The organism is Nocardioides ungokensis, assembly GCF_013466985.1.
GTDB lineage: Bacteria > Actinomycetota > Actinomycetes > Propionibacteriales > Nocardioidaceae > Nocardioides > Nocardioides ungokensis.
In genome coordinates, this window is the sequence record NZ_CP059164.1 from 3,559,816 (window position 1) to 3,585,174 (window position 25,359).

Consider the following 25,359-nt stretch of genomic DNA (forward strand, 5'->3'; position numbering starts at 1 on the left):
TAGGACTCGGGCTGTGACCTCGCCAACACGGGGGGCGGCGTTTCCTCAGAGCTCCGAGCGCAGGTCCCACAGCAGCGGGAAGTAACGCAGCGGGATGCGCGACCGGAGGTAGCCCGCGCCGCTGGAGCCGCCGGTGCCGGACTTGCTGCCGATCATCCGCTCGACCATCACGACGTGCCGTGCGCGCCAGCTGGCGGCCAGCTCGTCGTGCTGGAGCAGTGCCTCGGCGAGCGCCCACACCACGGCGTACGTCGAGCGGTCGTGGGCGGCCGTGCGCAGCGAGGCCGAGACCTCCTCGTCGGTCCCCGCGGGCAGGCCGAACGACCGGAGCACGTCGAGGAAGGCGTCCCACAGCGAGGGCTCGGCCAGCCGCGCCGCGAGCCGCTCCTGCTCGGCCTCGGTCAGGCCGCGGAAGCGCCGGACGTAGGACTCGTCCTTGGCCCCCGAGAGGAACTCCAGCTCGCGGAACTGCACCGACTGGAAGCCGCTGGCGGGCGCGAGCCGCTGGCGGAACTCCAGGAAGTCCTGCGGGGTCATCGTCTCGAGCACGTCGACCTGCTGGACGAGCACCCGCTCGATCACGTGGACCCGCGCGAGCAGGTGCTGGGCCCACCACAGCCGACCGCCGGCCTCGCCGGCCGCCATCGCGTCGCGGGCGGCCTCGACCTCGTGCAGCAGCTGCTTGAACCACAGCTCGTAGACCTGGTGGATGGTGATGAAGAGCAGCTCGTCGTGGGCGGGTGGGTCGGACTCGAGGTGCTGGGCGTCGAGGAGCTGGGGCAGCCGCAGGTAGCTGCCGTAGGTCAGCTGCGCACCCTGCTCGCCGAACGAGACGAACGTTTCATCCATGGGCATGCACGTTAGTCCCCACGGGTGGGCCATGATGTCGGGCATGGTGAAGCGACTCTCCCACGATCTCGTGTACGACGCCCCGGCCGACGCGGTCGCGGCCATGCTGGCCGATCCCGCCTTTCGCGAGGAGGTCTGCGACTACCAGCGCGTGCTGCGACGCACGGTCACCGTGGAGCGCGCCGGGGGCGGGATGGAGGTCGTGATCGACCAGGTCCAGTCGGCCCACGGCATCCCGTCGTTCGCGCAGAAGTTCGTGGGCGAGGAGATCAACATCGTCCAGCGCGAGACCTGGGCGTCGATGGACGCGAGCCGCATCCACGTGGTCATCCCCGGCAAGCCCGGCGAGATGAGTGGCACCGGACGCCTCGACGACTCCGGCGGCCCCACCATCCACGCGGTCAACCTCGACATCAAGGTGGGCATCCCGCTGGTGGGCGGCAAGATCGAGGGCCTGATCTCCGACCTGCTGCTGAAGGCGCTCAAGGCCGAGAACAAGGTCGGGCGCGACTACCTGTCCCGCTGACCCTGCGCGGCCGCGTCCTCGCGGCGGTCCTGCCGGCGGCGTACGGCGATGACGGCGCCGAGGAGCAGGAACGGGCCGAACGCCAGCACCAGGACGAGCACCTGCTCGTAGGGGTGCAGCGCGCCCATGTGGAGGGGCAGGACGGGAGGGGTCATCGCCTCGATTGTCCCTCACCCGGGTGAGACTCCTCACCGCGGTGTCCCGGAATGGCACGCCCGTGGTGTCCCGTTGATGCAGTGTTCAACGATTTCCGGACGAACGAGGAGCCTGCTGCCCCATGCCTGACCTTTTCGACAGCCTGACCGTCAAGACCTGGACCTTCCCGAACCGCCTGGTGATGGCGCCGCTGACGCGCAACCGGGCCGACGCCGGGGGCGTTCCGGGCGACCTGGCCGTGGACTACTACGCGCAGCGCGCGTCGGCCGGGCTGATCATCACCGAGGGCACCCAGCCGAGCGCCGTGGGCCAGGGCTACCTCAACACCCCCGGGCTGCACAGCCCCGAGCAGGTCGCGGGATGGCGCCGCGTGGCCGACGCCGTCCATGAGCGCGGCGGGCGGATCGTGGCCCAGCTCATGCACGCCGGCCGGGTCTCCCACCCCGACAACAAGCACGGGCTCGAGACCGTCGCGCCCAGCGCGCTGGCCGCCCCCAACGAGATGTTCACCGCGGACGGCATGAAGCCCCACCCCGTCCCCCGCGCGCTGGGGCTCGACGAGATCCCCGCGGTGGTCGAGGAGTACGTCCAGGCCGCCCGCAACGCGGTCGAGGCCGGGCTCGACGGCGTCGAGGTGCACGCCGCGAACGGCTACCTGATCCACCAGTTCCTCGCGCCGGGCCCCAACCAGCGCGAGGACGAGTACGGCGGCTCCCCCGCCGCCCGGGCGCGCTTCGCCATCGAGGTCACCCGCGCGGTCGCCGAGGCGATCGGCCCGGAGCGGGTCGGCATCCGGATCTCCCCCGCGCACAACATCCAGGGGGCGACCGAGGACGACCCGGCGGACGTGGAGGCGACGTACTCCGCCCTGATCGACGGCATCGCCCCGCTCGGCCTGGCCTACCTGTCGATCCTCGCCGACCCCCGTGCCGAGCTGACCCAGCGGCTGCGCAAGGACTTCGGCGGCATCGTGGTGCTCAACGACGGGTTCGCCCGCCTCACCACCCGTGAGCAGGCCCAGACGATCCTCGACGACGACCTGGCCGACGCGGTGGCCGTCGGACGGCTCTTCCTGGCCAACCCCGACCTGCCCCGCCGCTGGGAGACCGGCGCGGAGCTGAACGAGCCGGACGCCGACACCTTCTACGGCGGCGGCGCCGAGGGTTACACGGACTACCCGGCCCTCGACGACTGACCCGAGGACGACAGCAGGGCGGTGACCGTGTCGGTCACCGCCCTGCTTCGTCTCACCCGTCGGGCGCTCAGCCCATGTAGGGGTAGCGGTAGTCCTTCGGCGGGACGAACGTCTCCTTGATGGAGCGCGGCGAGGTCCAGCGCAGCAGGTTGACCGCGGCACCCGCCTTGTCGTTGGTGCCGCTGGCCCGGCCGCCGCCGAAGGGCTGCTGGCCGACGACGGCACCGGTCGGCTTGTCGTTGATGTAGAAGTTGCCGGCCGCGAACCGCAGCTCCTTGCGCGCCCAGGCGATCGCCGAGCGGTCCTGGGCGATGATCGCGCCGGTCAGCGCGTACGGCGCGAACGACTCCATCTGCCCCACGACCTTCTCGAAGTCGGCGTCGTCGTAGACGTGCACGACCAGGATCGGGCCGAAGTACTCGGTCTTGAACATCTCGTCGGTCGGGTCGCTGGTCTCGACGATCGTGGGCCGCACGAAGTAGCCCTCGGAGTCGTCCACCGTCCCGCCGGCGATCACGTCGAGGGTCGAGGACTCCTGCGCCCGGGTGATCGCGGCCTTGTGCTTGGCGAACGCACGCCCGTCGATGACGGCGCCCATGAAGTTCGAGAAGTCCCGCACGTCGCCCATGGCGATCGCCTCGGTCTCGGAGACCAGGCGGTCCTTGATCTTGTCCCACACCGAGCGGGCGACGTACGCCCGGGACGCGGCCGAGCACTTCTGCCCCTGGAACTCGAAGGCGCCGCGGATCAGCGCGGTCGTCAGCACCTCGGGGTCGGCCGAGGGGTGGGCGACGACGAAGTCCTTGCCGCCGGTCTCGCCGACGATGCGCGGGTAGGAGCGGTAGGAGGTGATGTTCTCCCCGACCGTGCGCCACAGGTGCTGGAAGGTGGGCGTGGAGCCGGTGAAGTGGATGCCGGCGAGGTCCGGGTGCGCGAGCGCGACCTCCGAGACGGCCAGCCCGTCACCCGGCAGCATGTTGATGACGCCCGGGGGCATCCCGGCCTCCTCGAGCAGCTGCATCGTCAGGTGCGCGGCGAGCTGCTGGGTGGGCGAGGGCTTCCAGACGACCGTGTTGCCCATCAGTGCCGGCGCGGTGGGCAGGTTGCCGGCGATCGCGGTGAAGTTGAACGGCGTGATCGCGTAGACGAAGCCCTCGAGCGGCCGGTGGTCGGTGCGGTTCCAGATGCCGGGGCTGTTCGCGATCGGCTGGTCGGTGAGGATCTGCTTGGCGTAGTGGACGTTGAAGCGCCAGAAGTCGATGAGCTCGCAGGCACTGTCGATCTCGGCCTGGAAGGCCGTCTTCGACTGGCCGAGCATCGTGGCGGCGTTGATCCGCTGGCGCCAGGGGCCGGCGAGCAGGTCGGCGGCCTTGAGCAGGATCGCGCAGCGCTCGTCGAAGGCCAACCCACGCCACTCCGGAGCCGCGTCGGTGGCCGCCTGCACGGCGTCCTTGGCGTCGGTGGTCGTCGAGTTCCGCAGCACGCCCAGGACGTGCTGGTGGTCGTGCGGCTGGACGACCTGGATCTCGTCCCCACCGGCGGCGCGCCAGGTGCCACCGATGTGGGCCCGGAGGTCGTGCTGAGTGCCCTGCAGGTTCTCGATCTCCGCGACCAGGGCGTCCCGTTCGGGGCTGCCCGGCGCGTACGTCAGGTTCGGCTCGTTGGTGGGAGCCGGTGGGAAGTGATGGCGTCCATGCTCGCGATGCTCTCACCACCGACCGGCCGCCCCCAAACGCGGCTGGTCCCAATCAGAGCAGGTGCCGGATCTCCTGGGTCGCGAACCACGCGAGGTCATCGTCCTCGTCCGCGTCGTCGTCGGTGTCGACGTGGGCGGCTGCGACGTTCTTCCACACCACGTCCGCTGCGACGTCGACCAGGGGGGTCCTCGCCGGGCACCGGATCGGCCGCCGGCACGTCGGCCGCGACGACGTAGCGCCGCGGGACGTCCCCGGCCTGCCGCAGGGCCGCGGAGTCCGCCGCGGCGGCCATCAGCGCGGCGTACTCCCACGACTCCTCGTCGGCCTCGGGCCAGCCGTCGCGCAGGGCTTCCGTGACCGCGTGGGCACGTAGGGGTCCCGGCAACCGACCCTCGGCGACCAGGGTCGCGAGCAGCGGGGAGGTGACCGGGACGTAGACGCGCACGCTCACGGCTCGGTCACCGCCGTCGTCGAGGACTTCTGGCTGCTGCGCGCCCCCCGCTTGCGGCCGCGGGGGGCGCGGGGCCGGACCCCCGACGCAGTGTCGACCAGCTCGTCGAGCGACTCGCGCAGGCACTGCCCGAAGAGGTCGGCGTCGGGCAGCAGGTCCCGGTCGGCGGTGACGCCGAAGTAGACGCCCCCGTCGTACGACGTGACGCCGATCGCGAGCCCCTGGCCGGGCAGCAGCGGCGGGACCGGGTAGGTGCCGACCATCCGGGCGCCGGCGGCGTAGAGCGGCGACTGCGGCCCGGGCACGTTTGACGCTGAGCTGGAAGCCCCGGCGCGTCTCGAGGGCGGCGACCCGCGACCCGATGGCGTGGAAGGTGGTGGGTGCGAAGCCCGCGATCCCCGCCAGACGGTTGGCCGCCACGCCGCGGCCCGTCTCCTTGTGGGCCAGGAAGGAGTACGACACCTGGTGCAGCCGCACCACCGGGCTCGCCTCGCCCACCGGCAGGTCGACGAAGTGGGCGGCGATCTGGCTGCCCAGCGAGGTGGCCTCGAGCTCCTCGTCGATGACCGAGATCGGCACCACCGCCCGGATCTGGCGCAGGCCGCGCAGCGACTCCGAGCGGGCCATCAGCCAGGCCCGCAGCGCCCCCGTGACGGTGGCCAGCACGACGTCGTTGATGGTGCCGCCGTGCGCCTTGCGCACCGTGCGGTAGTCGGCGAGGTCGGTGCGCACCGTGACCACGCGACGCTGCTGGGAGAGCGGTCCGTTGATCGGCGTCTCCCGCTCCGGGTCCCGGCCGGCGAGCCCGTTGACGACGCGGGACGTGCGCCGGAACGCGCCGTCCGCGCCGCGCAGCACCGAGTCGGTGCGGCTGCGGACCGTGTCGACCACGGTTGCGGGGTCGGCGACCGAGTCGCGCACCGCGCTGAGCAGGAGCGACGTGGGGGTCGCGGCACGCGAGGAGCGCCACTCGTCCCCGCCGAGCACCTTCGGCTTCTCGCTGACGTCGAGCAGGACCTGGCCGAGGTCGACCGTGTCGACGCCGTCGACCAGCACGTGGTGGGACTTCGAGAGCAGCGCCACCTGCCCGTCGGCGAGGCCCTCCACGAAGTACATCTCCCAGAGGGGCGGCGCTGCGGTCGAGTGGCCGCGACACGATCCGCGCGACCAGCTCGCGGAGCTGGTCGAGGCTGCCCGGTCGCGGCAGCGCGGAGCGGCGTACGTGGTAGTGCAGGTCGAAGTGCTCGTCGTCGACCCACACGGGGTTGGCCAGCCGTCCGGGCACTGCCTGCAGGCGCTGGCGGTAGCGCGGCACGAACGAGATCCGGTCCTCGATCAGCGCCAGCAGCCGTTCGTGGTCGAAGCCCGAGTCGCCCGGGTCGAAGATCTCCACCGTGGCGTTGTGCATGGGCGTCGACGGGGACTCGGCGGCCAGGAAGGCCAGGTCCCGCGGCCGGAGCCGCTCCCTCATCTGCTGCCCTTTCGTCGCGTCGGCACCCCCGGGGTGGGGGCCGACCGGTTTGCTCAACGTGGGATTCTTTCAGAGGTGACGCCCCGGTCGGGGCACGTCCCACGACTGGCTACCGACAAGTAAGGATCTCACCTCATGCGCCGGATCCTGGCGACGCTTGCTGTCCTGTCCTGCCTGCTGGTCACGACCGCCGCCTGCGGCGGCAGTGACTCCTCGTCCCCCTCGGACTCCTCCCCCGACCAGCCCAAGGTCATCGACGTCACCTTCAACGGCGACTCGGTCACCCCCAACGGCGACCGGGTCGAGGTCGGCGTGGGCCAGCCGATCGAGCTCAAGGTCACCGCGGACGCGCCCGGCGAGATCCACGTCCACTCCTCCCCGGAGCAGGAGCTCGCCTACGACAAGGGCCAGAGCACGCTCGACCTCAAGCCGATCCAGCAGCCCGGCATCGTCGAGGTCGAGTCGCACGCCCTCGAGAAGACCATCGTCCAGCTCGAAGTCCGCTGAGGTGTCGCCTGACGGTATCTCGCTGGCGCACGGCATCGGCGGGGCCAGGGACCTGCCGATCTCGCCCGAGCTGGCGATCGCCGGCGGGGTTGCGGCGCTGGTCGTCTCCTTCACCGTCCTCGCCGTCGCCTGGCGCTCCCCGCGGTACGACGAGGCCACCAGCGGACGCCTCGCACCGGCCCTCCTGGCCCGGCTGGTCGACTCGACCGCCTTCCGGGCCGCCCTGCGCGTGGTCGGCATGGTGCTGCTCGTCTACTCCGCCGTCGCCGCCGTCCTCGGCAAGGACCTGCTGACCAACCCGATCTTCGGCATCTTCTACGTGTGGTGGTGGGTCGGCCTGGTGCCGCTCTCGCTCCTGCTGGGCCCGGTCTGGAAGGCGATCAGCCCGGTGCGGACCATCAACCTCGCCTTCGCCAAGGTCTCGGGCAGCGACCCGGACCGCGGGCTCTACGACTACCCGAGCGCCTGGGTCACTGGCCCGCGGCTGCCGGCCTGTTCGCGTTCGTGTGGATGGAGCTCGTCTACCCCTACTCCACCGAGCTCGGACCGGTCCGGCTGTGGTGCGCGATCTACGTCGCGCTGATGCTGCTCGGCGGAGCGCTCTTCGGCAGCACCTTCTACGCCCGGGCGGACCCCTTCGAGGTCTACTCCAGCCTCGTCGCCAGGCTCTCGGTGTGGGGCCGGCGCGGTGACGCCCTGGTCGTCCGCAGCCCCTGGCGAACCTCGACACCGTCCCGGTCCGGGCCGGCCTGGTCGCCGTCGTCTCGGTGCTCTTCGGCAGCACCGCCTTCGACTCGTTCAAGGACTCCACGCGGTGGGTGACCTTCGTGCAGGACGCGAACGTGTCGACGTTCCTGCTCAACAACCTGGCGCTGCTCGGGTTCTGCGTCGCGGTCGGCCTGATCTTCGCCGGTGGCTGCATGCTGACCGGGGTCGTCGACGACGCACGCCGCAGCGACCTGCCGAACCAGTTCGCGCACTCCGTGGTGCCGATCATCGTCGGGTACGTCGTGGCCCACTACCTGAGCTACCTCGTGGAGGTGGGCCAGGCGACGCTGATCCTGGCCAGCGACCCGCTCAGCAACGGCAGCAACATCCTCGGCACCGGCAACCTGACCGTGAGCTACTGGCTCTCCTACCACCCGACCCTGCTGGCGAACACCAAGGTCATCGCGGTCATCGCCGGGCACGTGGTGGGCGTGATCGCGGCCCACGACCGGGCCATGAAGATCCTGCCGCGGCGGCACCAGCTCACCGGTCAGCTGCCGCTGCTCTTCGCCATGGTCGCCTTCACCGTGGGCGGGCTCTACCTGCTGTTCGCTGCCTGAGCCGGACCCGGCCCCCGGCCGCCGGCGCCGCGGCCGTCCCCGGCGCGAGCTCGTCCACGAGCCCGGCGATCCCCCGCGCCAGGGGCGAGTCGCCGACCTCGGTCAGGGTGCGGCCGGCCACCAGGGCGCGGTCCACCGTGGCCCGGTCGTCGGGGAGGAAGTGGAGCCCGGACACCCGCGCGAAGCCCTCGACCATGCCGGCGATGTCCTTCTCCGACCAGCCCAGCGTCGGGCGCATCCGGTTGACGACCACCCGTAGCGGAGCGACGCCGATGACGTCGCGCAGGTCGACCAGGCCGCGGGCCAGCCGGGAGAGGCCGACCGGGTCGGCGTTGCCGACCACCACCACCTCGTCCGCCACCTCCAGCGCGGCCAGCGTCATCTGGTTGCGGCCGGGACGGGACCCGAAGTCGGAGCCGGGGTCATCCTCGAGGCTGAACCCGGTGTCCACGACGACCTGCCCGTGCTCACGCGCGGTCTCCAGGGTGTGCTCGAGGGCGCCGGCCCGGATCTCGGTCCAGCGGTCGGGCCGCGGCAGCCCGGTGATGACGGACAGGTGGCCGTCGATGCCGCGCTGCACCGTGGCGAAGCGCTCCCCCAGCTGGCCCGAGGCGGCCAGCCGGGCCGCCGCGAGCAGGCCGGACACCTCGTCGAGCACCCCGAGCTGCTGGGCCACGGCACCCCCGTAGGGGTCGGCGTCGACCAGGAGCGTCCGCAGCCGCCGCCGGGCCAGCTCGGCGGCCAGGCCGGTGGCCAGGGTGGTGCGTCCCGGTGCGCCGCCGGGACCCCAGACGGCGATGACCCGTCCCCCGGCCACCGGCTCCGCCGCGTGTGGCTGGTCGAGCTCACCGGGCCCCCGGGCGCGACGGGTTCGTCGGGCTGGGCGACCACGGCAGCGGGCAGGGAGTCCAGCTCCGACTCGTCGACGAGCACCGGCAGGCCGATCCGCGACGCGCGGAGCCGTGCGGCCTCGGGGGACGCGCCGGACGGCACGACCGCGACCGGGCGCACCCCGTGACGACGCAGGTGCTCGGTCGCGGTGAGGTCGAGCCCGGGTGCGTCGAGACCGAGCACCGCCACTCCCGCCTGGCCGGCGCTGGCCGCGGCCAGCAGGTCGTCGACGTCCACGCAGCGCTTCAGCACCACGATCGCGGGGTGCCCGTCCAGGAGCTGCACGGCCCGCGACTCCCAGGCCGCGCCGGCAGCGACGATCAGCACGACGACCATCGGCTCAGCCCCGTCGTACGACGGTGATCACGGGGCTCTCCAGGGAGCCGAGGAGCCGGAAGAACCGCGTGGCGTCCTGCTCCTCGACCGCCAGCACCAGCTGGCGCTTGCCGGTCGCGGCGAAGCTCTCCTCGAGGGGCGGTGCGTCCACGACGGTGACGGCGGACAGCGCCGGCCCGCCCTTCCCACCCGGCTGCGACACCAGGTAGACGTCCACCACGGACCCGGCCTGCACCGACCCCGGGACCTGCTCGGCGTCGACGGCCACGGGGACCTGCAGGGTCCGGCTCTGCCCGGCGGAACCGACCGCGGCCCGGGGAAGGAGCTCGCCGGCACCGACACCGCGGGTCAGGACGAGGTCGGCGGGCAGCTCGTCGTCGGCGGTGAAGTAGCCGGCGAGGTCGCCCGCGTCGGCGAACCGCACGCGCGTGGCCACCAGGTCCTCCGGGTGGACCTCGTCGCCCGCGCCCATGTCGCCGGCCACCGACCACACGGGCACCGTGTCGTCCGCCGCGCTGAGGAGCCGGGCACCGGCCACCACCGAGACGGCGACGATGAGCACCCCCACCCACAGCCTGGGATCACGCCAGCCGGGCGTCGCGGCCCGCGTCGCGGGCGGGGTCGGCGCCGCGGTGGACGCCCCGAGATCAGTGACCACGCGCCCATGATGCCGCCCGCGAGCCCCGCGGTCACCCGGTTCTCCACAGTCGCCGCGTCCAGCGCGGCGCCCGGCGACCGAAGTGGGACGATGTCCGCATGTCCGGCACGCCCCGCTTCCTCACCCTCGCCGACGTGGCGGAGGTCCTCAACACCTCCAGCGCGCAGGTCTACGCCCTCGTGCGCCGGGGCGACCTGCCCGCGATCAAGATCGGGGGCCGCGGCCAGTGGCGGGTGGAGTCGGCCCAGCTCGAGGAGTTCATCCAGCGGATGTACGCCGAGACGCGGACCTTCGTCGACGAGCACCCCTACGTCGAGGCCGACCAGCGCCCCGAGTGATCAGCCGACCTCGGAGTCCAGGGTGATCCGGATCGTGCGCTGGCTGCCGCCGCGGTCGACGGTGAAGGTCAGCGTCTCCCCGGGCTGGTGGGCCCGGATCGCCACGATGAGCGCGATGCCGTCGCTGACCCGCTGGCCGTTCACCGCGGTGACGACGTCCCCCTTCTGCAGGCCGCTCTTGTCCGCCGGGGTGCCGTCGACCACCTCGCTGATCTCGGCTCCCGTCCCGTTGTCCTGACCGGTCTGGACCTTGGCCCCGATCACGGGGTACCTCGCCTCGCCGGTGCGCAGGATCTGGTCGGCGGTGATCTTGACCTGCTCGATCGGGATCGCGAACCCGACCCCGATGTTGCCGGCCTCGCCACCGGCGCTGCTGCCGCCGGTCGTGGCGATGGCGGAGTTGACGCCCACCACCTGGGCACGCAGGTTGACCAGCGGTCCGCCGGAGTTGCCGGGGTTGATCGCCGCGTCGGTCTGGACCGCGTTGATGTACGACGAGTCGTTGGCCGAGTCACCCGTGGTGACCGGGCGGTGCAGGGCGCTGACGATGCCCGCGGTGACCGTCGAGCTGAGCCCGAGCGGCGAGCCGAAGGCCACGACACCCTCACCGACCCGCAGCGCCTGGGACGCTCCGAGGGAGGCCGGCTTCAGCGACTTCACGCCGGGGGCGTAGAGGACGGCGAGGTCGTAGACGGGGCTGCGCCCGACCAGGGTCGCCTCGTAGCGGTCGCCGTCCTGGTCGACGATCTCGATGGGACCGTCGTCGGAGGCCGCCTCCGCGACCACGTGGTTGTTGGTGATGACGTGCCCCTGCCGGTCCAGGACGAAGCCGGAGCCGGTCGCGCCGCCCTTCTGTCCGTTGTACTCGGCGGAGATCTGGACGGTGCTGGGAAGGAGCTCCTGCGCGACCGCCTCGACCGACCCGTCGGCCTTGGTCAGGGGCGGCAGGGAGACCGTGTCGACGCCGTCGAGGCCGTTGCTCACGGCCCCGGGGTTGTCGTTGCTGGTCAGGCCCTCGTAGACGACGCTGCCGAGGCCACCGCCGAGCAGGCCGATGACCAGCGCGAGGACCGTCACGGCCGGCCACACCCAGCCGGGCACGCGGCCGGTGGGCGCGACGTGCCGTGCCGGGGCGGCCGGCATCGGCTGGGTGCCGGGCGGCGGCGGGTAGCCGGTCCATCGACCGGGCGGCGGCTGGGTGGTGGGCGGGACCCACGACGGTGAGGGCGGCCCGGGAGGTGCCGGCGGCGCGGGTGGCCTGCCGAAGGACAGCGGCGCGGTGGCCTCGGTGTCCGCCCGGTCACCCGGGCGGTCCGGCTCTCCGGTGGCGTCGTCGTCCACGCGGCCCTCGTCGTCGTTCACGTGCCTATCTTGACCCCTGCCCCGAAATCAGGGTCTCAGTGGGCGGAGGCGCGGCGGCTCGGGCTCGCCACCGGGTCGACCCTGGGACCGACCGTCGGGGCCGTCGCCCGCGGACCGTCGGTGGGCACGACCAGGTGGGCGGGCGCGGGCCGGTCCATGGTGGGGGCGTCCGCGGGGGCGATGCCCAGGGCCAGGACGCCCATCACCGCAGCGCCCACGGCACCGCCGCCGATCGCGACCAGGCCGGTGTTGCGGCGCGAGGTGTGCTGCTCGTGGTGCAGCGCCAGGTAGGCCTCGCCCGGCGTCACCGCGGCGGGCCCCCCGAGCAGCGAGCCCTTGAGGTGGTCGGGAGCGGAGGCGCCGCCGAAGGAGAGGCCAGCGAGCCGGGTCTTGACCCAGCCCTCCCGCTCGACCAGGTCGCGGCAGGCGTGGCAGGTGTGGACGTGCGCCCACGCCCGCTCGGTCTCGTCCGGGGCCAGCTGGCCGTCGAGCAGCGCACTCACGCGCGAGCCGAGGTGACCGATCACGTGGACCACCCCTGGCCGGAGAACATCGGGGCCGGCCCGGAGTAGCGGGCGCGGCCCTCACCCGGGGCACGGTGGGCCAGCGCGGAGCGCAGCATCGCCCGACCGCGGTGGATGCGGGAACGCACGGTGCCCAGCTTTGCGTCGAGGATCTCGGAGATCTCCTCGTAGGAGAGCCCCTCGACGTCGCAGAGGACGACAGCCGCGCGGAAGTCGGGCGGCAGGGTGGCCAGCGCGCGCTCGATGTCGTCGTCGAAGGTCTGCTCGGCGTAGGCGATGTCGGGGCTCGGCGAGGCGCTGGTGAGCCGGTCGGCCCGCTCGTCGGAGAGGGCGTCGAAGCGGATCCGCTGCTTGCGGCGTGCCTGGTCGAGGAAGAGGTTGGTGGTGATCCGGTGCAGCCAGCCCTCGAAGGTGCCGGGCGTGTACGTCGAGAGCGAGCGGAAGACGCGGACGAAGACCTCCTGGGTCAGGTCCTCGGCGTCGGGGCGGTTGCCGGTGAGGCGGTAGGCCAAGCGGTAGACCCGGTCGGAGTGCCGCTCGACGATCTCGTCCCAGGTGGGCACGCCCTCCTGGGGGTCGTCGCCGCGCTCCTTGTCGACCTCAGCGTCCACCGGGCTCTCCTTGTCGCGCGACCAGCGCGCCCTCGATCCGACGTGTCCCATCAAGAACCGCGTCCTGACCTTCCCCACCGTAGGAAACCTGACTGAGAGGACGCTGTGAGCGGCGTCCTCGCCTGCTGAGAACCCTGACGGGCCCTCGTCAGGTGAACGACCCGTGGTCCGCCCGTGTTCCCGGGCGAGGCCCGCCGTTCACGATACGGTGGTGCCCGCTCGCCCACGCCGTCCCTCGTCCGGGGACGGCGTCCGAATCAGGAGGCCATCATCACCACCCCGATCAAGCCCGCGAGTTGGTCCTACGCCGAGGGGTTCGTCACCGAGGACGAGGCGCTGGCCTCGGCCCGGGCCCGCGCCGAGGAGGTCGGAGTGGTCCCGATCGGCTCCGGCGGTGGGGCCGCCCTGCGCTTCCTGGCGGCCGTGCTCGACGCGCGGGCGGTCGTGGAGATCGGCACCGGCACGGGCGTCTCCGGCCTCTGGCTGCTGCGCGGGATGCGCGCCGACGGCGTGCTGACCACCGTCGACATCGAGGCCGAGCACCAGCGGCTGGCCCGCCAGTCGTTCTCCGACGCCGGCATCCCCGCCCAGCGGGCGCGCACGATCTCGGGGGCCGCCCTCGACGTGCTGCCGCGGCTCACCGACGGGCACTACGACCTGGTCTTCTGCGACGGCGACAAGCGCGAGTACGCCGCCTACCTCAAGGAGGCGCTGCGCCTGCTGCGCCCCGGCGGCGTGGTGGCCTTCGACAACGCCCTGTGGCACGACCGGGTCGCCGACCCCGCCCAGCGCGACGAGGAGACCGTCGCCATCCGCGACCTCGGCCGCACGATCGCCGAGCACGACGACCTCGTGTCGGCGATGCTCCCGGTGGGCGACGGGCTGCTGGTCGCCAAGAAGGAGTGGTCGCCCGAGGGGTGACCCCCTCGGGTCAGGAGCGGGCTTCCGCCCGGAAGCCTTCCCAGCCCTCGGCGACCGCCACGACGTCGCACTCCTCGATCAGGATCGGCGCGCTGCCGACGATCTTCGAGCCCGGGGCGTCCGCGGCACCGGCCGTGAAGCCCTGCTGGAACTCGGCCCGGGCCTCGTCGGTGGCGAAGACGTAGCAGCCCTCGAACCACTCCCCCGGACGCATCCGCCAGGTCTTGAACCTCAGCCCGGCCATGCCGGTGAACTTCGCGTGCGAGGTGCCCTCGACGTACGACGCCAGCTCCTGCTCGACGCCTTCGGGCGCGTCCGCGAGCGACCAGCGGACGGTCAGCCCCTTCACGCCAGGGCCTCCAGCGGGTCGTCGCCGAGCCAGCGCAGCAGCACGCGGGCCCCGAAGCCGGTCGGCCCGGTGGTCCACTCGTGCAGGTCGGCGGGCGCGTCACCCACGGACGCGATGTCGAGGTGAGCCCAGGGGAGGTCGCCGACGAAGTGCTGCAGGAACAGCGCCGCGGTCACCGCGCCGGGGCCACCGGGCGCGTTGTCGGCGTCGGCCACGCTCGAGCGCAGCTTGTCCTCGTAGACGTCGGCGAGCGGGAAGCGCCACAGCGGCTCGCCCGCGGCCTCGCCGGCCTCCGAGACGGCGGCGGCCAGGCCGTCGTGGTTGGCGAAGAAGCCGCCCACGTTCTGGCCGAGCGCCACCTTCATCGCGCCGGTCAGGGTGGCCACGTCGACCAGGACGGCCGGGTCGATCTTGTCCACGGCGTACGCCAGCGCGTCAGCCAGCACGAGCCGGCCCTCGGCGTCGGTGTTGGTCACCTCGCTGGTGCGCCCGCCGTAGTGGCGGACCACGTCGCCGGGCCTCAGGGCGTTGCCGCTCACGGCGTTCTCCGCGGCGGCGACCAGGCCGACGACCCGCACCGGGCAGCCGACCTCGCGGAGGGCACCCATCACCGCGATGACCACGGCGCCGCCGGTCATGTCGCGCTTCATGTTGACCATGGCCTCGCCCGGCTTGATCGACAGACCGCCGGTGTCGAAGGTGATGCCCTTGCCGACCAGGACGACGGTCGGCGTCTTCCGGGTGGCCTTGTCGGGCGTGTAGTCGAGACGGATCAGCCGCGGCGGGGTGGCCGAGGCCTGGCCGACGGCGGCGATGCCCCCGAAGCCCTGCTCTGCCAGCTGCTCCTCGTCCCACACCGCGACGTCGAGAGCGCACTCGCCAGCCAGCTCGCGCGCCTGCTCGGCCAGCCAGTGGGGGTTCTTGAGGTTCGACGGCACGGTCGCGAGCATCCGGGCACGCCAGCCGGCGCCACCCACGGCGACGGCGCGGCGCAGCTCGGCGTTGCGGTCGTCGGCGTCGGGCAGGCCGGCGAGAACGATCCGTCCGACCGGCACGTGCTCCGGCGGTCCGGCGCGCCAGTGGAAGCCGAACGAGCCCAGCATCGCGCCCACCACGAAGGCCTCGAGGCCGTCCGCGCCGGCCACGGCCGGGATCGACGTGGCGACGCTGGCCCGGTCGCGGGTGGCCCGCGCCAGGGCCGCACCGGCACGGCGCAGGTCGAGGGGACGCTGCTGACCGACGCCCACCAGCAGGACCCAGCGCAGCGCCTTGTTGTGCTCGCCCCCCAGCGGCACCGGGAGCGAGGTGACCTCGCCCGCCTTGCCGGTGGCCGAGCACATCTCGAGCAGCGCGAGCAGGTCGGTGCCGAGCTCCTCGGCGACCTGGTCGGCGCCCGGTCCCAGGAGGACGCCGTCCGCACCCTCGCCGGGCAGCACCGGCAGCGCCAGCACCTCGGCTCCGAGGATGGCGTGCGGCGGGAGTGCACTGAGCGCGAACTCCGGCGGGGATACCTGCGCGGGAAGGGTGGTCAGGGTGTCAGGCGTACTCACGGGCTGGAGCCGGCCTCAGCCGACGACGTCCTTGAGGGCATCGCCGAGCGCGCCGGCCTCCTCGGCGTTCAGCTCGACAACGAGGCGGCCACCGCCTTCGAGCGGGACGCGCATGACAATGCCGCGACCCTCCTTGGTGACCTCCAGCGGACCGTCGCCCGTCCGCGGCTTCATCGCCGCCATCCGCGCACCTCTTCCTGTTGTCTCAGAGCAGGCGAGGTCCGAGCGACCCCGCACGCGTGCTCGACCATTATCCCCTATCGAAGCCGTGACCCGGACCACAGGCCCGTACAGGTTGTGTGGACCAGCTTCCGCAACGGCGACCGGACCGACTGGCAGACTCCGTGCATGCACGCCCGCTCGGCACTCTTCGACGTGTACGGCGACCACCTGCGCGCCCGGGACAACCAGGCGCCGGTGGCCTCCCTGGTGCGCATGCTGGACCCGGTGGGCATCGCGGCACCGGCGGTCCGCACGGCGATCTCGCGGATGGTCATGCAGGGCTGGCTCGAGCCGGTCCAGCTGGCGGGAGGACGCGGCTACCGCGCGACCGAGCGCGCCACCCGCCGCCTCGACCAGGCCGCGGACCGGATCTACCGGCGCACCGACCCGAGCTGGGACGGGTCCTGGCACCTCGTCGTCGTCACCCCGCCCGACGACCGCAGCGCGCGCACCCGGCTGCGGGCCGACCTGGCGTTCGTGGGCTACGCCGAGCTCACCGACCACGTCTGGGTCAGCCCCTACGAGCGGACCGAGCTGCGCTTCGTCCTCGACCGGGCCGGCGCCCGCGCCCGCACCGCCCGCGCCGTCGAGTTCGACCCGCCGCCGATCGAGGCCTGGGACCTCGGCTCGCTGCGGGCGGCGTACGACGACTGGCTGGCCACCGCGGGCGACCTGGTCGCCCGGCAGCTGGCCTCCCACGACGAGGACGACAAGGGGGCGTTCGCGGCCCGCTTCCACCTGGTCCACGAGTGGCGCAAGTTCCTCTTCGCCGACCCCGGGCTGCCCGACAGCCTGCTCCCGCGCGACTGGCCCGGCCGGGCGTCCGCGGAGCTCTTCGCAGCCGAGGCCGACCGGCTCAAGCCGGGCGCCGACCGCTTCGTGGCGACCTGCCTGGGCTCCTGACGGTTCGGCGATCCGGCAGACTGCGTGCCATGACCGACTCCCCCTCCGCCGACCGGCCGGTGCTCCTCGACCTCTCCGACGGGGTCGCCACGATCACGCTCAACCGCCCCGACGCGATGAACAGCCTCGACGTCGCGACCAAGGTGATGCTGCTCGACACGGTGCGGCAGGTCGCGGACGACCCGGCCGCCCGCTGCGTCGTGCTGACCGGCACCGGTCGCGCGTTCTGCACCGGGCAGGACCTCAAGGAGCACATCTCGATCCTGCGCAGCGAGTCGAGCGACTCGCTCTTCCGGACCGTCGACGAGCACTACAACCCGATCGTGACCGCCCTGGCCGGCATGGCCAAGCCGGTCATCGCGGCCGTCAACGGCGTGGCGGCCGGCGCCGGGGCGAGCCTGGCCTTCGCGTGCGACCTGCGGATCCTCGCCGACACCGCCGGCTTCAACCTCGCCTTCGCCAACGTGGCGCTCTCCTGCGACACCGGGGCGAGCTACCACCTCCAGCAGCTGGTCGGCCGCGCCAAGGCCCTCGAGCTGCTGTACTTCCCCCGCACCCTCGAGGCCGAGGAGGCCGACCAGCTCGGTCTCGCCACCCGCGTCGTGCCGGCCGCCGACCTGACCACCGAGGTCCGCGCCCTCGCCGAGCGCCTCGCGGCCGGGCCCACGGTGGCCCTGGGCGCGATGCGCCAGTCGGTGGCGTACTCCGCCGGCCACTCCTTCGAGGAGTCCCTGGCCTTCGAGAGCTCGATGATGACGAAGACCGGCGCGACTGCCGACCACGCCGCCGCGGTGGCGGCGTTCGTGGCGAAGGAGAAGCCGACCTTCGAGGGCCGCTGAGCGGTCAGCACGCCGGGCACCCCAGATCGACAGGACCTGTCGGGGCGCCCGCACCCGCATCAGCCGGCGCGGCGGGGTGGCGCCGTACTCGACGGTGAGTGCGGTGCCGGCGAACTTGTGGTTGAACCACATCGTCATGGTGCCGTGGCAGACGCTCCGCAGCTGAACTTCTTGGCGGGGAGGTCGAGGTGGCGAGCCACCTTGCGCGCGAACGTCGGGCGCTTGGTGTCGGTGTCGACGCCGTGCAGGGCTGGTGGAAGCTGAGGATCCACCTGGGCCGGACGTCGCTGAGGACCTCATCATCGCCCGGGTCTCGGGCTCGGAGGCGGGCTTGCGCCCGGACTCGTAGTTGCCGTCGAGGTCCACCCACTTGTAGGGGAAGTTGCGGTTCAGGTCGACACCGTGCGCGTTCTTGCGGGTGCCGGCGGCAGCCCCGTCGGGGTTGTAGGTCGGCACCACCCACAGGTTGATCCCGTGGATCGGCGCGCCGTCGCGCAGGCCTGCAGGATCTGCCGCGGCGCCCGCTCGTCGCCGTGCATGGCGGACATGAGGACCACCTTGGGCTTGCCCGGCTCGCCGAGGTGCCAGGCCACGATCTTGCGGCCCTCCACGGACTTGCCGAGCACGCGGGTGCCGATGACCGCGCTCCGTTGCGCAGGAGCGGCCTGGGCCGACGAGGGCAGGCCGGGCGAGGAGGCGGCGAGCAGGGCGAGGCCGGCGGTGGCGATACCGAGACGTCGGAGCATCACCCCAGCATCACACACCAAGGGGTCAGACCGTGGACGTCAGGTAGGCCCAGGTGAACACGCAGACCCCGACGAACATGCCGACGTGGGCGAGCACCGAGAGCCCCGGGCCCTCCGACCAGGTGTCCTCGGCCGCGCCGGACGCGTGCCGTCCGTGGCTCGGCAGCCACCGCACCAGGATCAGCAACCCTGCCACGACGACGATCCACCACAGGGCCAGCGCGACGATGCCGGTGGTGGGGCTGCCCAGCGGAGTGCCCTCGTCCGCGACGAGGACAACACCCACACGACCAGGGCACCCACCCCTGCCGTGGTGTGCACGTCGAGCAGGCGGCGCCCGACCTGGAAGCGGCCTGCTCCGCCGTGGTCCTTGCCGAGGCGCAGGCGGGTCAGGACTATGACCACGGCCGCGAGAACGGTCAGGATGTAGACGATCACCTGGGTCGACACGCTCGGAAGTGTGCCCTACGCCGTGGGTTCGCCGCCACGACCCTCCGGGTCCACCCCGCGTTCATTGCCGGACTCGAGCTGACGAGCGAGGCGGTCGAGCAGCGCGTCGACCTCGGACATGCGGTAGCCACGCACGGCGATCGAGAACCGCACGCGGCGCAGGTCATCGGGTCCCAGCGGCCCGTCGCCGGGGACCGCGGAGTCGGGCCGGTCGTCGTACTCCTCGGCCAGCGGCGCTCCCCTGCCGGCGGCGACCACCGCGACGCCGCCCATCGCCAGCACGATCAGGATGGCGAAGAACCACGTCATCGGCGGTCCCCGTTGCGCGCCGCGACCATCATCGCCACGGCCTCGTCGACGTCGTCGGTGAGCGTCAGCATGTCCAGGTCGGCCTGGGAGACCTTGCCGTCGGCGAGGACGGTGTCGCGCAGCCAGGCCAGCAGGCCCTGCCAGTAGTCGACACCGACCAGGACGATCGGGAACCGGGTGACCTTGCGGGTCTGGGCCAGCGTGAGCGCCTCGAAGAGCTCGTCGAGCGTGCCGATGCCGCCGGGCAGCACGATGAATCCCTGGGAGTACTTCACGAACATCGTCTTGCGGGCGAAGAAGTAACGGAAGTTGATGCCCTTGTCGACCCAGGAGTTCAGGCCGGACTCGAAGGGCAGCTCGATCCCCAGGCCGACGCTGACGCCGCCGGCCTCGCTGGCTCCCTTGTTGGCGGCCTCCATCGCTCCCGGACCACCACCGGTGATCACCGCGAAGCCGGCCCCGACCAGCTTGCGCCCGGTCTCCTCGGCGAGCTCGTACGTCGGGTGGTCGGGCGTGGTCCGCGCGGACCCGAAGACGGCGATCGCGGGCCCCAGCTCGGCGAGGGCGCCGAAGCCCTCGACGAACTCGGCCTGGATCCGCATGACGCGCCACGGGTCCTGGTGCACCCAGTCGCTGGGGCCGCGGCTGTCGAGCAGCCGCTGGTCGGTCGTGCTGGTCTCCTGGGCCTGCCGGCGACGCTTGAGGATCGGCCCCGCGAACCTCTCGGTCACGAGTCCGCCCCCAGCCACGCGCGGAGCAGCCGCTCGCAGCGCTCGATGTGCTCGACCGGCACCTGCTCGTCCTGCTTGTGGGCGTACAACGGGTCCCCCGGGCCGAAGTTGACCGCCGGGACGCCGAGACCCGTGAACCGGGCCACGTCGGTCCAGCCGAACTTGGGGTTCACGGTGCCGTCGGGGCCGCCGACGGCCTCGAGGAACGCCTTCGCCGCCGGCACCTGCAGGCCCGGCAGTGCCCCGGGGGCGCTGTCGGTGACCGTCACGTCGTACCCCTCGAAGAACTCGCGGACGAACGCCTCGGCCTCGGCCTCGCTGCGGTCGGGTGCGAAGCGGAAGTTGACCTCGACCACGCACTCGTCGGGCACCACGTTGCCGGCGACGCCGCCGCGGACGAAGACCGCGTTGAGGCCCTCGTGGTACTCCAGCCCGTCGATGACCGGCTTGCGCGCCTCGTAGGCCTGGAGCCGGGCGAGGACGCCGCCGGCCCGGTGGATCGCGTTGTCGCCCTGCCAGCTGCGGGCGGTGTGGGCGCGCTCGCCGGTGGTGCGGACGTCGACGCGCAGGGTGCCCTGGCAGCCGGCCTCCACGCCGGCGTTCGAGGGCTCCATGAGGATCGCGAAGTCGCCCTCCATGAGCTCGGGGTCACTCGCGGAGAGCTTGGTGAGGCGTTGTACTGCGCGTCGACCTCCTCGGCCTCGTAGAAGATGAAGGTGACGTCGCGGTTGGGCTCGGGCAGGTGCGCGGCGAGGCGCAGCATGACGGCGTCCCCGCCCTTCATGTCGCAGGTGCCGAGGCCGTGCAGCAGGTCGCCGTCCGGACGCGCCTCGCGGCGCGACGGCCAGTTGTCGTTGACCGGGACCGTGTCGAGGTGGCCGGCGATGACGACCCGCTCACCGCGCCCGAGGTCGGTGCGCGCGACCACGGTGTGGCCGCGGCGGGTGACCTCGAGGTGGCCGAGGGTCCGCAACGCCTCCTCCACGGCGTCGGCGATCTCCTGCTCGTGGTGGCTGACCGACTGGATGTCCACCAGCTGTTCGGTGAGGGAGACGGCGTCGGCGGCGAGGTCCAGGCGTGGCATGGCGCCTAGTCAACCAGCCCCTGCCGAGTCGGCGTGGACTTCCCCGGGCAGTGCTCCCGCGAAGGTGTGCGCCGATCGCTCTTGACCGCGCCCGGTCCCCGACGCCAAGGTTGGTGGCCACGGGGACCGAACTCTCGAGGACGACCCCATGCACACGATCACACAGCTGGCCACCGCCTGCCTCCTGCTCCTCGCCGCCGCCTCGCCGGCCGCGGCCGACACGGTCATCGGGACACCGGGGCCGGACGTCCTGACCGGGACCGCGGCGGCCGACAAGATCGCCGGACGTGGCGGTGACGACGTGGAGCACGGTCTCGGCGGGGACGACTTCCTCCGCGGCCAGATCGGCTCCGACCGGCTCTTCGGCGGCACCGGCGCGGACAACGTGCTCGGCGGCGCCGGCGCGGACCTCCTCGTCGGGGGACGCGGTCAGGACCTGCTGTCCGGCGGACGGCACAGCGACGAGCTGGCGGGGGGCTACGGCGACGACGAGATCCACGGCGACGGCGCCCCCGACATCGTCGGCGACTTCGACCTCAGCGACAAGAACGCCGGCCCGGCCGACACCGACCTGCTCGTCACCGGCCCCGGCGACGACACCATCCTGCTCAAGGGCGGCGAGGACCGGGTGGTGGCCGGGCGCGGCGCCGACACCGTCATCACCTACGACGACAACGCCCGCGACCTGATCGACTGCGGTCGCAACCGGGCCGCCGTGGGTGACCAGGTCACCTACGACGGCCGGCGCGACCCGCTGGACAGGCTGCGCCACTGCGAGCACGTCTCCGTGGTCAACCGCTGAGCGGTCCTGCGCTCAGGCCCGCGCCACCAGGACGGTCGCCTTCTCGTTGTCCCCGACAGTCACGGGGGTGCCCTCGCCGTCGGCGTCCTTGACGGCGTACGACGTCGCGAGGGTCTCGCCCGTGATCAGCGCCTCGTGGGTCCGGGCCGCCGACTGCACCGTCCCGGAACCACCGATGGTCAGGGCGATCCGGTCCGAGACGTCGAGGCCGGCGTCGCGGCGGGCCTGCTGGACGGCGCGGACCAGGTCGCGGGCGAGCCCCTCGGCGGCCAGCTCGGGCGTCACCGTGGTGTCGAGCACGACGAAGCCACCGCGCGGCAGCATGCCGGTCGCGGAGCCGCCGTCGGCCGACCCGGCCACGGTCTCGAGGGTGTACTCCCCCTCCTCGAGCGCGAGGCCACCGGCGATCACGGTGCCGTCCGGCTCAAGCGACCAGTCGCCGGACTTGGAGCCCTTGATCGCCGTCTGCACGTCGCGGCCCAGCCGGGGTCCGGCCGCGCGGGCGTTGACGGTCAGCTTCTGCGAGACGCCGTACGACGCCGCCTCGGGCGCGTCCGCGTCGAGCAGCCGCACCGCCTTCACGTTCACCTCGTCGGCCACGATCGACTCGAAGCCCTCCAGCGCAGCGGCGTCGGAGACGACCACCGTGAGCGTCGACAGGGGCAGCCGGTTGCGCAGGCTGCCGGCCTTGCGCAGCGCGGACGTGGCCGAGCAGACGTCGCGCACCTGGTCCATGGCCTCGACCAGCGCGTCGTCACCGGGGAGGTCCCCGGCGGCCGGCCAGTCGGCCAGGTGCACCGAGCGGCCGCCGGTCAGGCCGCGCCAGACCTCCTCGGTCGCCAGCGGCATCAGGGGCGCGGTCACCCGGCAGACGACCTCGAGCACCGTGTAGAGCGTGTCGAAGGCGTCGGCGCTGTCACCCCAGAACCGGTCCCGCGAGCGGCGGATGTACCAGTTGGTGAGCACGTCGAGGAACGACCGCGTCGAGTCGCACGCGTTCGCCACCTCGTAGTTGTCGAGCTGGTGGGTCATCGCCTCGACGTACTGACGGCACTTCGCCAGCAGGTAGCGGTCCAGCGGGTCGGTCGACGACGTCGACCACTGCGCGTCGTGACCCGCACCGCCGTTGGCCGCGTTGGCGTAGAGCTGGAAGAAGTACCAGCTGTTCCACAGCGGGATCAGCACCTGCCGCACCGAGTCGCGGATGCCCTGCTCGGTGACCACCAGGTTGCCGCCGCGCAGGATCGGCGAGGACATCAGGAACCAGCGCATGGCGTCGGCGCCGTCGCGGTCGAAGACCTCGCGCACGTCGGGATAGTTGCGCAACGACTTCGACATCTTGTTGCCGTCGGAGCCGAGCACGATGCCGTGGCTCAGGCAGGTCTCGAACGCCGGCTTGTCGAAGATCGCGCTGGCCAGGATGTGCAGCGTGTAGAACCAGCCGCGGGTCTGGCCGATGTACTCGACGATGAAGTCCGCCGGGAAGTGGTGCGTGAACCACTCGGCGTTCTCGAACGGCACGTGCACCTGCGCGAAGCTCATCGAGCCGGAGTCGAACCACACGTCGAGCACGTCCGGGACCCGGCGCATCATCGACTGCCCCGTCGGGTCGTCGGGGTTGGGCCGGACCAGCTCGTCGACGTACGGCCGGTGCAGGTCGGGGTTGCCCTCCTTGTCGCGCGGCAGCGTGCCGAAGTCGCGCTCCATCTCCTCGAAGGAGCCGTAGACGTCGATGCGGGGGTACGTCGGGTCGTCGCTCTTCCACACCGGCACCGGCGAGCCCCAGAACCGGTTGCGGGTGATCGACCAGTCGCGGGCGTTCTCCAGCCACTTGCCGAACTGGCCGTGCTTGATGTGGTCGGGCACCCAGCGGATCTGCTCGTTGAGCTCGAGCATCCGCTGCTTCACGGCGGTGACCTCGACGAACCACGACGAGACGCCCTTGTAGATGAGGGGCTCGCGGCAGCGCCAGCAGTGCGGGTAGGAGTGCTCGTAGCTCTCGCGGCGCAGCAGCACGGTGCCGTCGGTGACCGCGCCGGCCTCCCCGGTGCCGCGGGTGGAGGCCTTGAGGTGGTCGATGACGTGCAGGTTGGCGTCGAAGACGAGCATGCCCTCGTAGTCGGTGACCGGGAAGGTGAACCGGCCGTCCTTGCCGACCGGCATCACCGCCTCGATGCCCTCGCGGTCGGTGACCTCCTTGTCGACCTCACCGAACGCGCCGGCGGTGTGGACCAGGCCCGTGCCGTCCGTCGTCGTGACCGCGTCGTTGGCGGGCACCACGCGGAAGGCGTTCTCGTGGCCCAGGTAGTAGGAGAACGGCGGGGTGTAGCGGCGGCCGACCAGGTCGCTGCCCTTGAGCCGCTGCACGACCTGCTGGTCGACGTCCTCGACGTCCTCGTTGCGCAGCTCGCGGGAGTAGGACTCCAGGCGGGCCTCGGCGATCACGTAGCGCTCGGTCACGCCGGTGAAGTCCGACTCCACCACGACGTAGTCGATGTCCTCGCCGACCATGACGGCGAGGTTGGACGGCAGCGTCCAGGGCGTGGTCGTCCAGACGAGGGCCAGCTCACCGGTCTCGAGCCGGTAGCCGACGGTGACGGCCGGGTCCTTGACCATCTGGTAGACGTCGTCGTCCATCCGCAGCTCGTGGTTGGACAGCGGGGTCTCGTCGTTCCAGCAGTAGGGCAGGACCCGGAAGCCCTCGTAGACCAGGCCCTTGTCGAAGAGCTGCTTGAAGGCCCAGATCACCGACTCCATGTAGTCGGGGTTCATGGTCCGGTAGTCGTTGTCGAAGTCGACCCAGCGCGCCTGGCGGGTGACGTACTCGCGCCACTCGCCGGTGTACTTCATCACCGACTCGCGGCACGCCTTGTTGAACTCCTCGATGCCGAGCTCGAGGATCTCGTCGGTCGTCTTGATGCCGTTGAGGCGCATCGCCTCGAGCTCGGCCGGCAGCCCGTGGGTGTCCCAGCCGAAGCGCCGCTCGACCCTCTTGCCGCGCATGGTCTGGTAGCGCGGGATCAGGTCCTTGACGTAGCCGGTGAGCAGGTGGCCGTAGTGCGGGAGGCCGTTGGCGAAGGGCGGGCCGTCGTAGAAGACGAACTCGTTCGAGCCGTCCTCACCCGGGTCGCGCGCGTCGATGCTGGCCTGGAAGGTGTCGTCCTTCTTCCAGTACTCCAGCACCCGCTCCTCGATCTCCGGGAACTTCGGAGAGGAGGGGACGGCAGTGCTGTGGGGGCCGTCGGCGGCGGTGGAGACCTTGGGGTAGGTCATCGGTGGCTCTCCTGCGGGTCGTCGTGCATCTCGGGCTGCTGCCACGAGGACGACTCCCCTATCGGGGTCCGCGGTACCACCTCGCTTGCCGAACCGTGGGCTCGACCGCTCGTTCACGGCTGTGACGGGCCTACCCGTCCGGTTCTACTGAGCCCGCGCGGGCCGTTCTTCCGGAGGCTCGCCGCTGATGACGGCTCGAACGCCTGTGGTCACAGCGTACGGCCCGGTCCGCGGTGGGTGCCAGTCAGTTCCGGGCCGGGGGCACCTAGGCTGTACTCCC

At 72.2% G+C, this 25,359-nt stretch carries 32 protein-coding genes and 4 pseudogenes; 12 read left to right on the top strand and 24 right to left on the bottom strand.

Going from position 1 to position 25,359, the window contains the following annotated elements:
• Nucleotides 1-45: 45 nt before the first annotated feature.
• Entirely contained in the window at nucleotides 46-849 is an 804-nt protein-coding gene (locus tag H0S67_RS17560) for a tryptophan 2,3-dioxygenase (protein ID WP_180934086.1), read from the bottom strand.
• 43 nt (nucleotides 850-892) lie between these two features.
• On the opposite strand from H0S67_RS17560, the gene H0S67_RS17565 reads away from it, so the two are divergent.
• Nucleotides 893-1,375 carry a DUF2505 domain-containing protein gene (locus H0S67_RS17565; RefSeq protein ID WP_180934087.1) on the top strand — a complete coding sequence of 161 codons (483 nt, stop codon included), beginning with the start codon at nucleotides 893-895 and terminating at the stop codon, nucleotides 1,373-1,375.
• Here H0S67_RS17565 and H0S67_RS17570 read toward each other — a convergent pair.
• On the bottom strand, nucleotides 1,360-1,530 hold the full coding sequence (locus H0S67_RS17570; protein WP_180934088.1) for a hypothetical protein: 171 nt from the start codon (nucleotides 1,528-1,530) through the stop codon (nucleotides 1,360-1,362). The two genes, H0S67_RS17565 and H0S67_RS17570, sit on opposite strands and share 16 nt — an antisense overlap.
• 122 nt (nucleotides 1,531-1,652) lie before the next feature.
• Here H0S67_RS17570 and H0S67_RS17575 point away from each other — a divergent pair, with 122 nt between their 5' ends.
• The gene (locus H0S67_RS17575) at nucleotides 1,653-2,726 is read left to right on the top strand and encodes an alkene reductase (protein ID WP_180934089.1); all 1,074 of its coding nucleotides are present in this window, start codon (nucleotides 1,653-1,655) and stop codon (nucleotides 2,724-2,726) included.
• A gap of 67 nt (nucleotides 2,727-2,793) precedes the next feature.
• On the opposite strand, the gene pruA is transcribed toward H0S67_RS17575, so the two are convergent.
• The 5 genes and pseudogenes from pruA to H0S67_RS26885 all read right to left on the bottom strand — a co-directional run.
• A complete protein-coding gene (pruA, locus tag H0S67_RS17580) occupies nucleotides 2,794-4,377 on the bottom strand; it encodes an L-glutamate gamma-semialdehyde dehydrogenase (RefSeq protein WP_343050512.1) in 1,584 nt (527 codons plus the stop codon).
• Between the two features lie 140 nt (nucleotides 4,378-4,517).
• Nucleotides 4,518-4,874, bottom strand: a complete 357-nt coding sequence (locus tag H0S67_RS28380) for a DUF6912 family protein (protein ID WP_425489942.1) — start codon at nucleotides 4,872-4,874, stop codon at nucleotides 4,518-4,520.
• Complete coding sequence (locus tag H0S67_RS25765; protein ID WP_246355406.1) at nucleotides 4,871-5,137, bottom strand: WS/DGAT domain-containing protein; 267 nt, start codon at nucleotides 5,135-5,137, stop codon at nucleotides 4,871-4,873. Before H0S67_RS25765 ends, H0S67_RS28380 begins: the two co-directional genes overlap by 4 nt.
• A gap of 460 nt (nucleotides 5,138-5,597) precedes the next feature.
• Nucleotides 5,598-5,990: pseudogene (locus H0S67_RS26880) on the bottom strand (wax ester/triacylglycerol synthase domain-containing protein); the annotation flags it as partial.
• A 76-nt stretch (nucleotides 5,991-6,066) separates the two neighbouring features.
• Nucleotides 6,067-6,345, bottom strand: a pseudogene (locus tag H0S67_RS26885) (wax ester/triacylglycerol synthase domain-containing protein); the annotation flags it as partial.
• A gap of 135 nt (nucleotides 6,346-6,480) precedes the next feature.
• On the opposite strand from H0S67_RS26885, the gene H0S67_RS17595 reads away from it, so the two are divergent.
• Genes H0S67_RS17595 through H0S67_RS25785 form a run of 4 tightly spaced genes read left to right on the top strand, consistent with a single transcriptional unit; the run spans nucleotide 6,481 to nucleotide 8,180 of the window.
• The gene (locus H0S67_RS17595; protein ID WP_180934090.1) at nucleotides 6,481-6,852 is read left to right on the top strand and encodes a hypothetical protein; all 372 of its coding nucleotides are present in this window, start codon (nucleotides 6,481-6,483) and stop codon (nucleotides 6,850-6,852) included.
• A 1-nt stretch (nucleotide 6,853) separates the two neighbouring features.
• Nucleotides 6,854-7,435 carry a hypothetical protein gene (locus H0S67_RS25775; protein ID WP_246354845.1) on the top strand — a complete coding sequence of 194 codons (582 nt, stop codon included), beginning with the start codon at nucleotides 6,854-6,856 and terminating at the stop codon, nucleotides 7,433-7,435.
• Complete coding sequence (locus tag H0S67_RS25780; protein ID WP_246354846.1) at nucleotides 7,363-7,674, top strand: hypothetical protein; 312 nt, start codon at nucleotides 7,363-7,365, stop codon at nucleotides 7,672-7,674. The genes H0S67_RS25775 and H0S67_RS25780 overlap by 73 nt, the downstream gene beginning before the upstream one ends.
• A complete protein-coding gene (locus H0S67_RS25785; protein WP_246354847.1) occupies nucleotides 7,620-8,180 on the top strand; it encodes a hypothetical protein in 561 nt (186 codons plus the stop codon). The genes H0S67_RS25780 and H0S67_RS25785 overlap by 55 nt, the downstream gene beginning before the upstream one ends.
• On the opposite strand, the gene H0S67_RS17605 is transcribed toward H0S67_RS25785, so the two are convergent.
• The gene (locus H0S67_RS17605) at nucleotides 8,143-8,997 is read right to left on the bottom strand and encodes a CpaE/TadZ family protein (protein WP_180934091.1); all 855 of its coding nucleotides are present in this window, start codon (nucleotides 8,995-8,997) and stop codon (nucleotides 8,143-8,145) included. The genes H0S67_RS25785 and H0S67_RS17605 overlap by 38 nt on opposite strands.
• A gap of 14 nt (nucleotides 8,998-9,011) precedes the next feature.
• Here H0S67_RS17605 and H0S67_RS17610 point away from each other — a divergent pair, with 14 nt between their 5' ends.
• Entirely contained in the window at nucleotides 9,012-9,434 is a 423-nt protein-coding gene (locus H0S67_RS17610) for a hypothetical protein (RefSeq protein WP_180934092.1), read from the top strand.
• Here H0S67_RS17610 and H0S67_RS17615 read toward each other — a convergent pair.
• The gene (locus H0S67_RS17615; RefSeq protein WP_180934093.1) at nucleotides 9,412-10,065 is read right to left on the bottom strand and encodes a CpaB family protein; all 654 of its coding nucleotides are present in this window, start codon (nucleotides 10,063-10,065) and stop codon (nucleotides 9,412-9,414) included. The two genes, H0S67_RS17610 and H0S67_RS17615, sit on opposite strands and share 23 nt — an antisense overlap.
• A 98-nt stretch (nucleotides 10,066-10,163) precedes the next feature.
• Between H0S67_RS17615 and H0S67_RS17620 the strand changes: the two genes are divergently transcribed.
• On the top strand, nucleotides 10,164-10,403 hold the full coding sequence (locus tag H0S67_RS17620; RefSeq protein WP_180934094.1) for a helix-turn-helix domain-containing protein: 240 nt from the start codon (nucleotides 10,164-10,166) through the stop codon (nucleotides 10,401-10,403).
• On the opposite strand, the gene H0S67_RS17625 is transcribed toward H0S67_RS17620, so the two are convergent.
• The 3 genes from H0S67_RS17625 to sigE are packed head-to-tail and all read right to left on the bottom strand — an operon-like array spanning nucleotide 10,404 to nucleotide 12,900.
• Nucleotides 10,404-11,765, bottom strand: a complete 1,362-nt coding sequence (locus H0S67_RS17625; RefSeq protein ID WP_180934095.1) for a S1C family serine protease — start codon at nucleotides 11,763-11,765, stop codon at nucleotides 10,404-10,406.
• A 35-nt stretch (nucleotides 11,766-11,800) separates the two neighbouring features.
• A complete protein-coding gene (locus H0S67_RS23805; protein WP_219635317.1) occupies nucleotides 11,801-12,268 on the bottom strand; it encodes an anti-sigma factor in 468 nt (155 codons plus the stop codon).
• 20 nt (nucleotides 12,269-12,288) lie between these two features.
• Complete coding sequence (gene sigE / locus H0S67_RS17635; protein ID WP_246354848.1) at nucleotides 12,289-12,900, bottom strand: RNA polymerase sigma factor SigE; 612 nt, start codon at nucleotides 12,898-12,900, stop codon at nucleotides 12,289-12,291.
• Between the two features lie 282 nt (nucleotides 12,901-13,182).
• Between sigE and H0S67_RS17640 the strand changes: the two genes are divergently transcribed.
• Entirely contained in the window at nucleotides 13,183-13,821 is a 639-nt protein-coding gene (locus H0S67_RS17640; protein ID WP_425489943.1) for an O-methyltransferase, read from the top strand.
• A gap of 10 nt (nucleotides 13,822-13,831) precedes the next feature.
• Here the strand turns inward: H0S67_RS17640 and H0S67_RS17645 are convergent, their stop codons facing one another.
• The 3 genes from H0S67_RS17645 to H0S67_RS17655 are packed head-to-tail and all read right to left on the bottom strand — an operon-like array spanning nucleotide 13,832 to nucleotide 15,903.
• Nucleotides 13,832-14,170, bottom strand: coding sequence for a hypothetical protein (locus H0S67_RS17645; RefSeq protein WP_180934097.1), 339 nt, complete (start codon nucleotides 14,168-14,170; stop codon nucleotides 13,832-13,834).
• Complete coding sequence (locus H0S67_RS17650; RefSeq protein WP_180934098.1) at nucleotides 14,167-15,720, bottom strand: leucyl aminopeptidase family protein; 1,554 nt, start codon at nucleotides 15,718-15,720, stop codon at nucleotides 14,167-14,169. The genes H0S67_RS17645 and H0S67_RS17650 overlap by 4 nt, the downstream gene beginning before the upstream one ends.
• 15 nt (nucleotides 15,721-15,735) lie before the next feature.
• Nucleotides 15,736-15,903 carry a DUF3117 domain-containing protein gene (locus tag H0S67_RS17655; protein ID WP_082574674.1) on the bottom strand — a complete coding sequence of 56 codons (168 nt, stop codon included), beginning with the start codon at nucleotides 15,901-15,903 and terminating at the stop codon, nucleotides 15,736-15,738.
• 165 nt (nucleotides 15,904-16,068) lie between these two features.
• Between H0S67_RS17655 and H0S67_RS17660 the strand changes: the two genes are divergently transcribed.
• Together H0S67_RS17660 and H0S67_RS17665 are read left to right on the top strand one after the other, a co-directional pair.
• The gene (locus H0S67_RS17660) at nucleotides 16,069-16,845 is read left to right on the top strand and encodes a PaaX family transcriptional regulator (RefSeq protein WP_180934099.1); all 777 of its coding nucleotides are present in this window, start codon (nucleotides 16,069-16,071) and stop codon (nucleotides 16,843-16,845) included.
• A gap of 29 nt (nucleotides 16,846-16,874) precedes the next feature.
• Nucleotides 16,875-17,684, top strand: a complete 810-nt coding sequence (locus H0S67_RS17665; RefSeq protein ID WP_180934100.1) for an enoyl-CoA hydratase/isomerase family protein — start codon at nucleotides 16,875-16,877, stop codon at nucleotides 17,682-17,684.
• Between the two features lie 134 nt (nucleotides 17,685-17,818).
• Here H0S67_RS17665 and H0S67_RS17670 read toward each other — a convergent pair whose 3' ends face one another.
• The 8 genes and pseudogenes from H0S67_RS17670 to dapE form a co-directional block, all read right to left on the bottom strand.
• On the bottom strand, nucleotides 17,819-17,956 hold the full coding sequence (locus H0S67_RS17670) for a hypothetical protein (RefSeq protein ID WP_180934101.1): 138 nt from the start codon (nucleotides 17,954-17,956) through the stop codon (nucleotides 17,819-17,821).
• 76 nt (nucleotides 17,957-18,032) lie between these two features.
• Nucleotides 18,033-18,098: pseudogene (locus tag H0S67_RS28385) on the bottom strand (hypothetical protein); the annotation flags it as partial.
• Nucleotides 18,074-18,430, bottom strand: a complete 357-nt coding sequence (locus H0S67_RS17675; protein ID WP_180934102.1) for a M14 family zinc carboxypeptidase — start codon at nucleotides 18,428-18,430, stop codon at nucleotides 18,074-18,076. The gene H0S67_RS17675 and the pseudogene H0S67_RS28385, both read right to left, overlap by 25 nt.
• A gap of 25 nt (nucleotides 18,431-18,455) precedes the next feature.
• On the bottom strand, nucleotides 18,456-18,626 hold the full coding sequence (locus H0S67_RS25790; protein WP_246354849.1) for a hypothetical protein: 171 nt from the start codon (nucleotides 18,624-18,626) through the stop codon (nucleotides 18,456-18,458).
• Entirely contained in the window at nucleotides 18,611-18,880 is a 270-nt protein-coding gene (locus tag H0S67_RS25795) for a hypothetical protein (RefSeq protein ID WP_246354850.1), read from the bottom strand. Before H0S67_RS25795 ends, H0S67_RS25790 begins: the two co-directional genes overlap by 16 nt.
• 15 nt (nucleotides 18,881-18,895) lie before the next feature.
• Nucleotides 18,896-19,189, bottom strand: a complete 294-nt coding sequence (locus tag H0S67_RS17685) for a DivIVA domain-containing protein (RefSeq protein ID WP_180934103.1) — start codon at nucleotides 19,187-19,189, stop codon at nucleotides 18,896-18,898.
• Nucleotides 19,186-19,920: an LOG family protein gene (locus H0S67_RS17690; protein ID WP_219635318.1), complete on the bottom strand. Its 735-nt coding sequence runs from the start codon at nucleotides 19,918-19,920 to the stop codon at nucleotides 19,186-19,188. The genes H0S67_RS17685 and H0S67_RS17690 overlap by 4 nt, the downstream gene beginning before the upstream one ends.
• Nucleotides 19,917-21,004, bottom strand: a pseudogene (gene dapE, locus H0S67_RS17695) (succinyl-diaminopimelate desuccinylase). Before dapE ends, H0S67_RS17690 begins: the two are co-directional and overlap by 4 nt.
• 148 nt (nucleotides 21,005-21,152) lie before the next feature.
• Between dapE and H0S67_RS17700 the strand changes: the two are divergent.
• Nucleotides 21,153-21,806: a calcium-binding protein gene (locus tag H0S67_RS17700; RefSeq protein WP_180934105.1), complete on the top strand. Its 654-nt coding sequence runs from the start codon at nucleotides 21,153-21,155 to the stop codon at nucleotides 21,804-21,806.
• 12 nt (nucleotides 21,807-21,818) lie between these two features.
• On the opposite strand, the gene ileS is transcribed toward H0S67_RS17700, so the two are convergent.
• The gene (gene ileS, locus H0S67_RS17705; RefSeq protein WP_180934106.1) at nucleotides 21,819-25,079 is read right to left on the bottom strand and encodes an isoleucine--tRNA ligase; all 3,261 of its coding nucleotides are present in this window, start codon (nucleotides 25,077-25,079) and stop codon (nucleotides 21,819-21,821) included.
• Nucleotides 25,080-25,359 lie beyond the last annotated feature (280 nt).

What these genes read in the sequence shown, in the direction of transcription:
- H0S67_RS17560 (WP_180934086.1), bottom strand. Translation starts at nt 849, where the DNA reads ATGGATGAAACGTTCGTCTCGTTCGGCGAGCAGGGTGCGCAGCTGACC.
- H0S67_RS17565 (WP_180934087.1), top strand. Translation starts at nt 893, where the DNA reads ATGGTGAAGCGACTCTCCCACGATCTCGTGTACGACGCCCCGGCCGAC.
- H0S67_RS17570 (WP_180934088.1), bottom strand. Translation starts at nt 1,530, where the DNA reads ATGACCCCTCCCGTCCTGCCCCTCCACATGGGCGCGCTGCACCCCTAC.
- H0S67_RS17575 (WP_180934089.1), top strand. Translation starts at nt 1,653, where the DNA reads ATGCCTGACCTTTTCGACAGCCTGACCGTCAAGACCTGGACCTTCCCG.
- H0S67_RS25765 (WP_246355406.1), bottom strand. Translation starts at nt 5,137, where the DNA reads ATGGTCGGCACCTACCCGGTCCCGCCGCTGCTGCCCGGCCAGGGGCTC.
- H0S67_RS17595 (WP_180934090.1), top strand. Translation starts at nt 6,481, where the DNA reads ATGCGCCGGATCCTGGCGACGCTTGCTGTCCTGTCCTGCCTGCTGGTC.
- H0S67_RS25780 (WP_246354846.1), top strand. Translation starts at nt 7,363, where the DNA reads ATGGAGCTCGTCTACCCCTACTCCACCGAGCTCGGACCGGTCCGGCTG.
- H0S67_RS17620 (WP_180934094.1), top strand. Translation starts at nt 10,164, where the DNA reads ATGTCCGGCACGCCCCGCTTCCTCACCCTCGCCGACGTGGCGGAGGTC.
- H0S67_RS17655 (WP_082574674.1), bottom strand. Translation starts at nt 15,903, where the DNA reads ATGGCGGCGATGAAGCCGCGGACGGGCGACGGTCCGCTGGAGGTCACC.
- H0S67_RS17660 (WP_180934099.1), top strand. Translation starts at nt 16,069, where the DNA reads ATGCACGCCCGCTCGGCACTCTTCGACGTGTACGGCGACCACCTGCGC.
- H0S67_RS17665 (WP_180934100.1), top strand. Translation starts at nt 16,875, where the DNA reads ATGACCGACTCCCCCTCCGCCGACCGGCCGGTGCTCCTCGACCTCTCC.
- H0S67_RS17675 (WP_180934102.1), bottom strand. Translation starts at nt 18,430, where the DNA reads ATGCTCCGACGTCTCGGTATCGCCACCGCCGGCCTCGCCCTGCTCGCC.
- H0S67_RS17685 (WP_180934103.1), bottom strand. Translation starts at nt 19,189, where the DNA reads ATGACGTGGTTCTTCGCCATCCTGATCGTGCTGGCGATGGGCGGCGTC.
- H0S67_RS17700 (WP_180934105.1), top strand. Translation starts at nt 21,153, where the DNA reads ATGCACACGATCACACAGCTGGCCACCGCCTGCCTCCTGCTCCTCGCC.
- ileS (WP_180934106.1), bottom strand. Translation starts at nt 25,079, where the DNA reads ATGACCTACCCCAAGGTCTCCACCGCCGCCGACGGCCCCCACAGCACT.